This is a genomic window from Thiomicrorhabdus sediminis (genome assembly GCF_005885815.1).
In the GTDB taxonomy this organism is placed as follows: Bacteria; Pseudomonadota; Gammaproteobacteria; order Thiomicrospirales; family Thiomicrospiraceae; genus Thiomicrorhabdus; species Thiomicrorhabdus sediminis.
Window position 1 is genome coordinate 263,330 of the sequence record NZ_CP040602.1, and the last position, 12,635, is coordinate 275,964.

The 12,635-nt window shown below is 45.8% G+C and carries 9 protein-coding genes; all 9 read right to left on the reverse strand.

The annotated features are described in order from the left end of the window. Nucleotides 1-54 precede the first annotated feature (54 nt). The 9 genes from FE785_RS01120 to FE785_RS01160 all read right to left on the reverse strand — a co-directional run bounded on the left by FE785_RS01120 (nt 55) and on the right by FE785_RS01160 (nt 12,603). Nucleotides 55-1,386, reverse strand: a complete 1,332-nt coding sequence (locus FE785_RS01120) for a TolC family outer membrane protein (RefSeq protein WP_138563585.1) — start codon at nt 1,384-1,386, stop codon at nt 55-57. A gap of 35 nt (nt 1,387-1,421) precedes the next feature. Continuing rightward, entirely contained in the window at nt 1,422-2,024 is a 603-nt protein-coding gene (locus FE785_RS10910) for a response regulator transcription factor (protein ID WP_138563587.1), read from the reverse strand. Between the two features lie 28 nt (nt 2,025-2,052). Then, entirely contained in the window at nt 2,053-3,399 is a 1,347-nt protein-coding gene (locus FE785_RS01130; RefSeq protein WP_238696288.1) for an HlyD family type I secretion periplasmic adaptor subunit, read from the reverse strand. Nucleotide 3,400: 1 nt separating this feature from the next. Then, entirely contained in the window at nt 3,401-5,587 is a 2,187-nt protein-coding gene (locus FE785_RS01135; RefSeq protein ID WP_138563589.1) for a type I secretion system permease/ATPase, read from the reverse strand. A 187-nt stretch (nt 5,588-5,774) separates the two neighbouring features. After that, nucleotides 5,775-7,547 (reverse strand): ABC transporter substrate-binding protein, encoded by a 1,773-nt coding sequence (locus FE785_RS01140; protein WP_138563591.1) that lies wholly within the window; start codon nt 7,545-7,547, stop codon nt 5,775-5,777. A 41-nt stretch (nt 7,548-7,588) separates the two neighbouring features. After that, nucleotides 7,589-9,523 carry a bifunctional diguanylate cyclase/phosphodiesterase gene (locus tag FE785_RS01145; RefSeq protein ID WP_138563593.1) on the reverse strand — a complete coding sequence of 645 codons (1,935 nt, stop codon included), beginning with the start codon at nt 9,521-9,523 and terminating at the stop codon, nt 7,589-7,591. A 46-nt stretch (nt 9,524-9,569) separates the two neighbouring features. Then, nucleotides 9,570-10,091 carry a transglutaminase-like cysteine peptidase gene (locus FE785_RS01150; RefSeq protein WP_238696289.1) on the reverse strand — a complete coding sequence of 174 codons (522 nt, stop codon included), beginning with the start codon at nt 10,089-10,091 and terminating at the stop codon, nt 9,570-9,572. A 207-nt stretch (nt 10,092-10,298) separates the two neighbouring features. Further along, complete coding sequence (locus FE785_RS01155) at nt 10,299-11,237, reverse strand: OmpA family protein (protein WP_138563595.1); 939 nt, start codon at nt 11,235-11,237, stop codon at nt 10,299-10,301. Between the two features lie 154 nt (nt 11,238-11,391). After that, nucleotides 11,392-12,603 carry an iron-containing alcohol dehydrogenase gene (locus FE785_RS01160; protein WP_138563597.1) on the reverse strand — a complete coding sequence of 404 codons (1,212 nt, stop codon included), beginning with the start codon at nt 12,601-12,603 and terminating at the stop codon, nt 11,392-11,394. Nucleotides 12,604-12,635: the final 32 nt, after the last annotated feature.

The following is a 12,635-nucleotide window of genomic DNA, read 5'->3' on the forward strand; positions in this document are numbered from 1 at the left end:
GTTATCAAATTAAGCTATAAAAAAGCCCGGCAATGCCGGGCTTCTTTATGGCGATTACTGATTGGAGTAATCGGTTTCCACTTCGGCATAGTTGACATTCAGCTGCAGCGCTTGGAGCAGGGTGCCCATACCGTTAAGGATTCTGAACTGGGCAATCAGATAGTCCGCCTCATTACTAACCAAAGTTCGTAATGCAGTATTGTATTCGTCTTCGGTGTTTAATAGGTCGAGTAACGAGCGACGTCCCAAACTGAACTGTTTACGATACCCTTCAAGAGTTTCATAAGTCAGTTTGATGTGTTCCTGACTGTAGGTCATCTGTTCGCCCAAGAACTGTTTGGCGTTCCAGGCAAAACGCAGATTTTCAATAGTTTGACGACGCGCATTATTGCGCACCTCAGCCGCTTCCTGTACCGCCGCCGCCGTACGTTCACGTTCGGCCATATCCTTACCACCGTTATAAAGGTTGTAATCCATTCTTAGCATGGCTTGGAAGTTTTCATTAATGCCGGCAACACCATTGATATTGTCGTCAATGGTTTTCTGTATCTCTAAGTCCACGCGTGGATAAAAAGCGCTTCTCGCGGTTTTGTGCTGAGCGAAAGCCTCTGAGATATCGGCATTTGAAGAGCGAAGTTGCGGGTGATTCAATAAAGCGATATTGGTCGCTTCATCAAGTGTTTCTGGAAAACTGAAATTAGCTTCATACTTAATCAGATCGTTGTCTGGCATGCGTCCAAGGATGCGTTGGAATTTCGCCAGGGAGTCTTCGTAGTTGTTGCGTGCCGACATAAGGTTGGAATTTGCCAATGCCAAGCGGGCTTTGGCTTGATCGACTTCAACCTGGTTGCCGATACCTGCATCACTGCGCTGCATAATCTGATCAAGAATGCGCTGATGGGTCTTCTGGTTTTGTTCTTCCAGACGCATGAGCTCCTGTTCTTTCAACAGATTGACATAAGCTTCGGCCATGCTCAAAGCGATTTGATTGGCAGTGGCTTCGACAATATAGGCCGATGCATCCAGTCTGGCCTGCTGGCGTTCTATCTCCGACTCGGTTCTGAAGCCTTCAAAAAGGTTTTCAGTCAAAGCGATGGAAGCTTCTCGTCTGGTCATGCTGGTGCTGTCCTGTCCTGGACGTTGCGTCTCTTCCAGACCAATCCCTGCAGCTAAATCGATGGTTGGGTACCAAGAACCCTGTGCACCGCGTTTATCGGCTTCAATACCTTGGTATATCTTAACCTGTTCACGATATTCTGGGTTGTGGAGAATGGCGTCTTCAATCGTCGGTACCAGTTCCATCGCCGAAGCGGTGTTGATAGTTAGGCCGGGTAGTGCAAGAGTTATTCCAATTAACCATGCCAATGAAGTGTTACGCTTTTTCATCTTAGTATCCATGTAAAAGTTAAATTCGTTAAAAATTAAGCCCAATTATTTATTTTTAGTACCAGAGCCAGTCGGTCGGAAACATCAAGCTTCTCAAATACATTGTGAAGGTGAGCCTTCACCGTTCTTTCCGTAATGCTTAATGATTCGGCAATCTCTTTATTGGTTTTGCTTTGCAGAACCAGTTCGGTGGCTTCCAGTTCACGTTCGGTCAGTTTTTCCTTCCAGGAGTGATTGGCCATATTAGGTTGTCCTTGCAACAGAGAGCTTATCATCGCCTGCATAACTGATTGACCGAGCCAGACATTGCCGGATTGTACGGTCTCAATCGCTTGCTGAATGCGTTCCGGTGTGGCGAAAGCATTCAGATACCCTTTGACACCCTGCTGAAAAAGTTGCAAACCTTCAAAATCGTTAGTGGTGTTGGAAAAAGCGATAATGTCGTATTGTTTTGCCAGTTCGACAATGGTTTCGGTTTTTGATGCCTCTGAAATCTGGATAAGCAGGATATGGTTTTGTGGTGCATAGCGTGATTGCAAATCCATTAGATCAAACAATACCTTCGCGCTATCACCGGCAGCTTTAAGCCAGTTTTTTAACGCATTCGGGTCTTGTACAAATATTAAGGGCCTTTTCATCAATTGTTCTTCTTTATTCTCTACCGTCTTAGGATTCTCTCAAGGCGGTGTCCTTGGCTTTAATAATAGGTTTAAGTAAATAATCCAGAACCGTATGCTTGCCGACGATGACATCTACGGTTGCGGTCATACCCGGGAGCAGATAAAGCGGGTCTTTGACGCTGCCGAGGTGGTTTCTGTCGGTTTTAATGCGGGCTATGTAATAACTGTTGCCTTCTTCATCTGTAATGGTATCGGCGGTGATACGTTCAACTGTTCCGTCAAGACCGCCATAGATGGCAAAGTCATAAGCGGTAAATTTGATTTTGGCCTTCAGACCCGGATAGATAAAACCGATATCTGCCGGTGTGATTTTGGTCTCCAGCACCAAAGAATCATCATCCGGTACGATTTCGACAATGTCACTACCTGGCTGAACCACTCCGCCAATGGTATTGACGAACAGTTGCTTGATGGTTCCATTTACCGGAGACTTTACATCGGTTCTATCAACACGGTCTTGTAGGGCTTCTTTGGATTTGCTGAGCTGCTCTTTCTCGGCAAGTACCTGATTGAGTTCTTCATGCGCCTGGTTGGAGAAGGTCTCCTTGGCCTCGATGCGTTTTGAACGGGCTTCGGTAATCGCAGATTTTAGTTTTGGAATCGAGTATTCGACTTGCTTGAGTTTGGATAGGGCTTCGTTTTCTTCACGCTGCAATTTAAGTAAATCGACCTGTGAAGCGATGCCCTGCGCCACCAGCGGTTTCATTACATCGACTTCTTCACGTAATAGGTCAAGTGAGCGTTTGAGTTGCTTTTGCTGACTGTAGGCGTCTTGTAACTCGAGCTTTTTTTGTTCGATCTGTTCTACCAAGATATCGTCATTGGTATGGAGTTGACGTTGGCGGGCTTGATAGAGCTGGAATTCACGATCATACAAGGCTTGAATGCGTGCGTCATCGGAGACTTTCTGTGCGCTGAAAACATCGCCAAACGCTTCTGCTGCCAAACGTTGCGATTTTGCCGTTAATTCCGCTTCCTTAACTTCGCTTTCACCGAATGAGCTGGCGAACTGGGTATTATCAAGTTTAAGCAGGATTTGGCCTTTGTTAACCTTATCACCGGAGCTGATGAAAAGCTGTTCGACAATACCGCCTTCGAGGTTTTGAATAATTTGAATTTGGCTTGATGGTACGACTTTACCGTCGCCGCGGACAATTTTGTCTAATTCGGCCATGCTGGCCCAAACGATCAGCCAGATCATCACCAATAGAACCACCCAAACCACCAGTTGTGATTTGATTGTCGGTTTTTCCAACGCAGCCTGGCTGAGACTAGACATATAGGCGATGTCTTGCTCTGAGATTCGGCTTGGTTTTGTTCTATTCTGTTTCATATTAAGTGTTCTTATTGATTTTGCCTGTTTTCAAGGCTTCCAATACAGTTTGTTTGGCGCCGTCCGCAATCAGCTTACCGTTTTCCATCACCATCAATCGGTCGGTAAGTTGGAGTAAAGCCATCTTATGCGTTACCACAAGGGTCGTGCTGCTTAGAGTTCCTTTTTTCAAGCGATCGATCATCAGTTGTTCGGTTTTCGCATCCATGGCATTGGTCGGTTCATCAAGCAGGTAAATAGCCGCATCTAACAACAAGGCACGCGCTACGCCGATACTTTGACGTTGACCACCGGAGAGTGATGACCCACCTTCATTGACTTTCAGACTGTATCCGGAAGGGTGTTGTTTGATAAAGTCATCCACGCCAGCCAGTTTGGCGGCACGAAGAATGGTGTCATCTTCGACATAAGGGGCGCGATAAGAAATGTTGTCACGGACATCGCCACTGAATAATGTGACGTCCTGAGGGACATAGTTCATATTGCGGCGTACTTCGGCCGGATCAAGTTGGGTGATATCGATGCCGTCAATGAGAATCGAGCCTTCATCAACTTGATAGAAACCAAGCAGCAGTTTTTGGATCGTTGATTTCCCCGAACCGATACGACCGATAATACCGACTTTTTCACCTGGATTGATGGTGAAGCTGACACGGTTTAGTGCCGGTTTGGTTTCACCCGGATAGGTAAAGCTGACATTGACGAATTCGATTTTGCCGTCGAAATGTGGGTGTTGAATGAAGCGCTTGTTCAATGGCCTTTCAATCTCTTTAGCCATTAATTCATCAAGCGACTTCAGTGCCGTTCTGGTTTGTTGGTAGCTGGTGATCAGGTTGGCGAATTGTCCCATAGGGCCAATCGCGCGTTGACTCAACATAACAGTGGCAATCAGTCCACCCATGGTCAAGTCACCGGCCTGGATAATATAAACACCGGCCAAGACGATAATGACTGTGCTCAGTTGTTGTACCAGTCCAGTGACGCGTCCCAATGAACTTTGCAGCATCTTAGATTTTAGGCTGGCCTTGGCAATTTCACCAATCGCTTGTTCCCATTTCCATTGCGAGCGCGCTTCTACACCAAGGGATTTAATGGTTTCCATCGCTGTTAAGGTTTCAATCAGCACCGCATTTTTTTGGCTGCTGGCTTCATAGGTTGCCTCGATGGCGCGCTTCACCGGGCCACGTAACATAATGCTGTAGATCAAAATAAATAAAATAATGGCAATGGGAATCAGTACGATGCTGCCGGCAATATAAAAAATGACCAAAAGGAAAATGATCGCAAATGGCAGGTCCACCAAAGTCGAAATGGTGCCGGAGGTAAAGAAGTTACGAATGCTGTCGAATTCTTTGAGCTGGTTGGCAAATACGCCGATCGAGCCGCCGCGATTGCTCATAGTCAGACCTAGGGTCTGTTCAAAAAGCTTGCCGGACATAATGACATCGCTTTTCTTACCGGAAATCTCAAGGAAATAGGAGCGTAAATATTTCAGCAATACGTCAAAAAGATAGACAACACTGACACCGATTGCCAAAACCCATAAGGATTCGATGGCATTATTCGGTACCACACGGTCATAGACATTCATGACAAATAACGGGTTGGCCAAGACAAACATATTGATGACTATCGAGGCGATCAGTACATCACGGTATATGGAACGAGATTCCCAAAGCGTACCCCAGAACCAGTGACCTTCTTGGAAGCCCATTAGGTTTTCGGTTTTTTCATCATGATGAAGGTTATTGGTCAGGTAAATGGCATAACCGAGATATTCTTCGTTCAATTTTTCTAACGCTAAGGTTTTGCTGCCTTCAGGAGCCTCGGGGGTAATGATTTTTACCAGCTGGTTTTCTTCATCAATTTCTTCGAGTAGGCAGGCCTGATTGTTTTTCAATGTCAGAATGCAGGGCAATACCAAATTGGAAATTTCTGATAAGGCACGCTCTTTAAAGGCGGCATTTAAATTGGCTCTTTGTACAGCGCGTTTGAAGATTTCCGGAGTGATGTTGTCAGGATCAACCGGCAAGCCGGCAATCAGAGCTTCTTTGCTGTATGGCTTGCGGTTGAACTGAGTATAAAGGACTAAGCAATCCAATAACGGACTTTTCAACTCAGTGTGGCGGACCTTTGCCTGGTCTTCTGCACTGTTTTCTGCTTGCAAGTTTTCTGCTGCATTAGTCATGTAGTGGACTTGTACCTTTTAACCTAAAAACGAATTGTTTAATACGCTGCCATTCAATTATGCATTGTTTTGTATAGAAAACATCAGCATAGTTATGGCAACACTAGCTATTATGCAAAAGTTTGAGCGCTTGCGTCATCAAAGTAGGACAAATTAGGTAAAAAATATAATTAACCTGTCTAAAGCGCTAATCCTCTGGCTTGCGTATCGATTGTTTATATTCATTCAGTAATTGGCATTTCGGGTGGTTGGGGAACTCACGCAAAATAAAATTAGCCGTATTGATTACCTGTTTCCAGCGAGGTTTTTGCGGGATTGACGATGTCGACAGGTATTTATCAAGGGTACGGGTTTTGGCTGTACTGCCATCAAGACTGACACGCCATAAGCCACTGTCTTCAGCGAACTGTACTTTACTTTTTGATGTGGATTCTTCCCAGATCTGAAGACATAGCTGCATAGTGTTGACTAGGCGTTGTAAAAATTCTTCATTGGTAATGGAGTTGTCACTTACGAAAACGGCTTTCTCCATCGTCAATGCTTTCAAGGACCGCAGTTCCGATACATCAACAGCCATACAGATAATAAATTTTTCGCCATTGATATGGAAAGGAGCATTTGACCAGTGGCAGGTGATTTCTTGTCCGGTGATGGTGTAATTTTTATTTTCTATTTGAATCGGTTGCTGAGAATCAAGCACCGAAAGCAAGTTTTGCTGAACCCTTGGTTTGTGCGGCTCTATGACAAGAAAATCAAAAATATTATGGTTAATGGTTTGACTCGCGCGCCAGCCAAAGGTTTTTTCGGCTTGTAGATTCCACTCCATAATTTCGAACTGCTCATTCAAAAGCATGACGGCAATGGGTGATTGGTCAATCATGGTGGAAAGTTGGGTTTGCAGGCGGAAAAAACGCTGAGTCAGATAAGCGCTGGCCAACAGTACGACCAAAGTACCGATTAAGAATGCGAGCAGGTATTGGAGCTCGGTAGTGTAATTATCAATGATGTTCTGTTCTTGATAGATAAACTTGTCCAAGTTGGGGGTCGATTTGAGCAGGCCGATATCTTGATAAACAGAAGCGATATGTTTCCAGCGATAACGGCTCATATGGCCCGGTTCGATCAGGTCGATACGCATCAGTTTTTGCATCGCTTCAGCTTCAAAAGTCAACGCATCACGGCTACGGTCGGTGCTGTAATGGCTCAGAATGTGGTTGATGGTTTCATCAATATGCTGCATCGCATAGCGCCAACCCTCAATAGTGGCTGAACGGAATGCGGTAACGGTTTGCGGGTCTTTATGGGCAAGGTTCTGTGTCGTGAAGAAGTTGTCGCCATAAAAATCGATACCGGCCATGCGTGGGCTAAAGGTCTGGTATTGGATTCCTGAACGTGACATAGCATAGGGTTCTGTGGTGGTGTAGACGGTTTGCGCGTCAACACTGCCATCCATCAAGGAGTTGATCGAGAAGTCGTGCTGAATGTATTGAAAATCATCCGAGTGCAGTCCCGATTGTTGCAACAGTGCATAAATCTCAGAGGAGTTTTCTTCAATCATCAGCTTTTTACCTGCTAAATCGGTAATGACATCAATGTCCGGCCGTTTGAGGGATACCAGGGCCAATGGGGAGTGTTGGAAAATTACGCCGAGGACTAAGATGGGCTGGCCCTTAGCGTACTCTAACAATAATTCGCTGGTACCTATACCAAAATCGGCATAACCTTTGAGTACCTGTTGGATGGGGTTGACTCCAGCTTCAGGAAGCTTGAATTTGACATCAAGACCGTGTGCCTTATAAAAGCCCTTGGCTTTTGCCATATAGTAGCCGGCAAATTGGAATTGGTGTTGCCACTTGAGCTGAACCGTCACTGTTTTTTTCGTCTCTTTATTGCCCAAATCAAAACCGGCAATGGCTTGAGAGCTAAACAGCAGCACCAAAACAAAAAGAAGATTTTTCATAAAGTTTATTTTTCTGTATTTATCCAAATAGGCCAGCACTTTTACAAAGCTGAGGGGGCACCGAAGTGATAACCCTGGAAGTATTTCACGCCAAGTTCACTAAAGGCCTTTAATTGCGACTCGTTTTCAACAGTCATGGCAATGACATCAATATCTAAGCTGTCCGCCAGTTCACAGAGGCCGGAGACATAGTCACGGGTCTGTTGATCGTTTTCAATCGCCTTGCTAAAGGCGGCATCCAATTTGACATAGTTAGGATGCAGATCTTGTAAATAGCCCATATTACCTAATCGAGAACCAAAATGATCGATACCGATATTAACGCCTTGTTGTTTGAGTTTATTGACTAGAGGCCATGATTTGCCTTTTAGTTCAGTAATCAAGCGTTCAGGCAGTTCAAACGATAACTGAGGACAAAGCGGTTTGTTATTTTTCAGTTCATTGAGCAATTCAGCCTGGAAGATATTGTCTTCGATAATCGATTTGGATAGGTTGATGGCAAGGTTTTTATCCTGATTCAACTGGAGGTGGTTTAACGCCAGTTTAATTACCATTTGGTCAATTTGCTGGGTACGGTTCAGACGCTCCACCGCGGGCATGAAATAGGCCGCCGAACGGATGCTGCCATCAATGTCCTTAAGACGGATAAAGAGTTCTTGTGAATGTATTTTCCGGCTTGTCGCATAGGCGCTCTGTTGGAATAGCACAAACCGATTTTCGCTGATCGCCTGATCAATCAACGCCAATGCTTGATCACTTTGTTCGGAAGTTTGATTGTTAGTGTTGTAATAATAGGCCTCGTTTTTTCCGGCCTTGTCCGCCTGTTCAATGGCAAAATCCAAATTTGCCAATAAAGGACCTCGGCTCTGCCCGGGTTCAAAATCGGTATAGGCCACAGATAGCCAAGTATCGGCCTTATTGGCCTGAAGATCGCTAAGGATGCCGATAATGCTGACGGCGATATTTTCCGCAGGAGTCTTTAATAAAGTGCCATTTAGACCAGGAATGACAGCGACAAGCTCGGTACCGTTGAGGCGCGCAAAAATGCTGTTTTCATGTTTTAAGTTGATTTGTAGCTGCTGAGCCAGTGCTTTCATTAATTTGTCACCGACCAGATAGCCGAACTGGTCATTTAAATGCTTTAACTCATTGACTCTGACAAGCAGAATGGTACCGGGCTTATTTTCCTCGCTTGGATCTAGCAAACTGTCGATTATCATTTCGAAGTGACGACGGTTGCTGAGCTCTGTAACGCTGTCTTGATAGGCCATTTTTTGCAGTTTTTCGGCGGTATTGGCATCGCGTTCAAATACGGTTTTGAGTTTATTGACCATGGCGTTCATGGCGCCGACTACGCTGCGAAACTCTATAGTTGTCGGCAGGTCCTCCTGGATAAGGTATTCTTTTTTGACAATCGCCTCGGCCTGCTTTTCCATGTCTTTGAGCGGCTTAAGCATGATTTTCAATGCATAGATGACAATTAAAATAGCGAATACCGCTGCGAGTGAAAACCACATCAGAAGGTTGCGTACGGTTTTCCACAGTTCGATATAGGCATAACCTGTATGGCTGGCAATATCTAAGGTTCCGATCGGAATCCAGCCGGTTTGTACCAGAGCTTGTGCGCTAGGCGCTTCCAGTTGAATGGCGTTGATAAACCAATCAGGCACCGCTTCCATACTTTTGGTATTTTCACGTTTATAGAGGGTGATGTTGTCCATGTCGTTGAGGGTGATATGCGCATAATAACCGCGGTCAAATACCGCATTGATCATGGTTTCCATGCTGGAAATGTCGTTCGGGTCGGCCAGGCTGCTAAGGGATAAGCCTAATGACGTTGCCGTGTCTTGCGCGTGAGATTGGAGCTGTTCTTGCAGGAAGTTTTTGGTGTTGTTCATATTGAGCCAAAAAGTCCCCACCAATAGTATGATTACCATCGTGGTTATAAACATAATCATCTGTTTATTTAAGCTCATATCAAAGTCCTTTACGACAAGCGTTTCTTTATTCTATCTCTAGCGTCTATTGATTTAAACGTTTAAGCAATAGATTCCATTTTTTTAATCTTGAGGTTCCACCCGACACCGACTTGCCTCGGCCTCGCTCACGAGCCAACCAAAGGCCGTCACCATTGAAACTGTAGATAGGAACCAGGTCTTTACGTTTGTTGGCTTGTAGGATGCGTGGATTGATATTGTCCAATACAAGCGGTATCGAGCGAGGAGTCTCAAAATAGGTAAGAACCATGTGTGCCTGATTCAGTCGAATGGCTTTAACATAGGTGATATAGAGTTTACTTTCCGGGACGCCTAATGCCTTCAAGGTAAAGTATTTGGCTATGGAATAATCTTCACAGTCACCGCCATCGGTTGCGAGTAATTCAACCGGGGTCGCCCAGTAATCCTTCTGGCGCCAATGCACTATGTCGTCTATAAAGCGCACCTGGTTGAAAAAGTTATTAACGACCTCAAGCTTTTCCTGATCCGTTTTATTCTGATTGTTGTCGACAACCTTTTGCCAGCTTTCCAGTCTTCTGGCCGCCATATCGCCGTATTTTGCCCTGACATCGGATATCTCCTGGGTGCTAACAATCCTTGGGGCCTCGCCTGCGGTAACCCAGACAGCTCCAAAAATGGTTAAAAACGCAAAAATAAATGCGTGGAGGCGAAATTGACTCATCATCCAGTCAGTTTACCCTTAGACAAAATAAAGGCAACCAATTGGTTGCCTTTAATCGAGCGGGTTTGGAGTCTAGCGTTTCAGCATTTGCTCTGGCAAAAAGGTTTGCGCTTCTGTCGGGATTTCGTCAATTTTGATGATTTTCATCTCGATACGGCGATTTTGTTGGCGTCCTTCTGCGGTGTTATTGTCAGCAATAGGCTGCGTCTCGCCTTTACCGTCAATCAAAATGCGGTCTTCAGCAATTTGGAACTCTTTAACCAAAAACTCCTTGGTGCTGTTGGCACGACGCCATGACAGACGTTCATTCAAACCTTGACTTCCTTGCCAGTCAGTATGGCCGGTGATCAGTAGAGCTTCGCCTTCTTCAAGTTTATTCAAGGCACCTGCATCACTTTTTAGAATGGCTGCCTGGTCGTCGCGGATTGCGTGTTCCCATGAATCGAAAACAATATTGGTCAAAACAATCGCTTTAGGTTCACAGCCATGTTCGTTGACAACAACGCCTTCGGCCGTATTTGGACATAAATCGTCCGCATCCAATACGCCGTCACGATCCGCATCCATAATGATTGTACAACCCACTTCATCCACTGGAGTGCCTTCTGGAGTGCCCGGGCACTGATCTTTTGAATCGACGACGCCATCACGATCTTCATCCGGTTCACAACCGAAGCGATTTACTTTCGCTCCCGGAGCGGTGTCAGGGCATTGATCCAAACGGTTCACGACCTTGTCGGCATCGCTGTCGAGTTCACAGCCGCGTGCGTCGACTTCTGCATTCAAAATGGTGTTGGGGCAGTGGTCAAGCCTGTCGTCAACGCCATCTTCATCAAGGTCTTTATAAGTTGTCACTACGATATCGGCGGTTTGTGGGTCAATGCTTTGCAGTGCTTTGGTCTCTTGACCCGATAGGTTGTAATCGAGCGGGAATGGCTTGCTGTCAGCCGCAAAAGCGGTGTGCGAACTTGCAAGCGTGAAAATAGCCAATAAAAAACCGAATGATTTCATGAGTTCCTCAAATATTCGTAGTTGTTAGGTAAACTTTCATTAAAATCATACACTTTTTTAAATCAAAAAAAGGAAAAAATAGGTAATAACGGGATTGCCCCAAGGTCTCAGCTTGAACCGTTGGAGATGTCTCCAAGGTTTATAAATAGTGGCCTTAGCCAATCGCTTCAAGCAGTGCCTGGCGCAAGGCCATATCATCCAGCACCAGTGGGTTGCCAAGCATGCTGCCTGAGCGGCAGTTTTCGATAACAGGTTCGATGTTGGCTGCCGTTAATCCAAAGTCTTGCAAGCCTGATGGAGCATAGTCATCGGCCAGCTTGGTCAGGTAGTTGATGAGTTGTGTCAATGAATCCTGCGAATCGCTATGCGGGCAAAGTAAAAGTGCGACATCGCGGTATTTATCCAATACCCTCAGGCTGTGGTTGTCATTTTTCTGTACCAGAGCGTGGATATTGGCTCTTGTAATCGGTGCCAATAAGCGTGCACAAACAATGCCGTGAGGGGCTTTGAAAAAAGCCCCTATCGGGCCGGCGAGACCATGCACTGCGCCTAGGCCAGCATTGGCCAGAGTCAGGCCGGATAAGCACGCCGCCAACATCAGATTGCCATAACCTCGTTGCATGAGATTACTATCGTTGGAATCGATATCGTCGAAGGCTGTGCGAAACAGTTGCATGCCTTGCCATGCCAAAGCATCCGTTATAGGGTTTGGTTTAAGTGTTGTATAGGACTCGAGTAATTGGGTAAAGGCATCCATGCCGGTGGCATAGAGAATGTCTTGCGGACAAGTGGTTAACAATTCGGGATCAAGCCATGCCTGCTTAGCGAGAAGTTTATTGTCACGAAAGGATTTCTTAAATTCACCCAAACGTGACAGTACCGCATTTTTGGTGGTTTCACTGCCGGTGCCGGCGGTAGTCGGGATGGCGATAAAATCGGTCGTTTCCACGCGAAACGCCTTGCCTTTACCGACCCCTTCTAGATAATCCATGACTGAAGTCTGACTCGGGATCAGCCCGGCAACCGCTTTGGCAGTATCCAGTACGCTGCCTCCACCAAGGCCGATGACTATGGATGTGGTGCGGTGACATTGTGCGACGATTTCGTCGACCAGATCGGGAGAGGGTTCTCCGCTGACGCTAAAGGTCTGCAACGGCATGTCTTGCAAGGCTTGCTGTAAGGCGAGGCCAAAGCGGTTGTCCTTTAATTGACTTGGGCTGACAATCAGCACAGGATTTGTATGTCGTTGTTGCTGTAGTTGCTCAAGCAGTTTTTGACGAACACCCCAGCCAAAATGGATTTCCGGAGTGGAGGCGAATTGAAAGGCGGCAACAGGTTGGCTATTGGTTAGGGTTTCAATTGGCATAACAGACTCCGTAAACATTCACTTAAGATGGG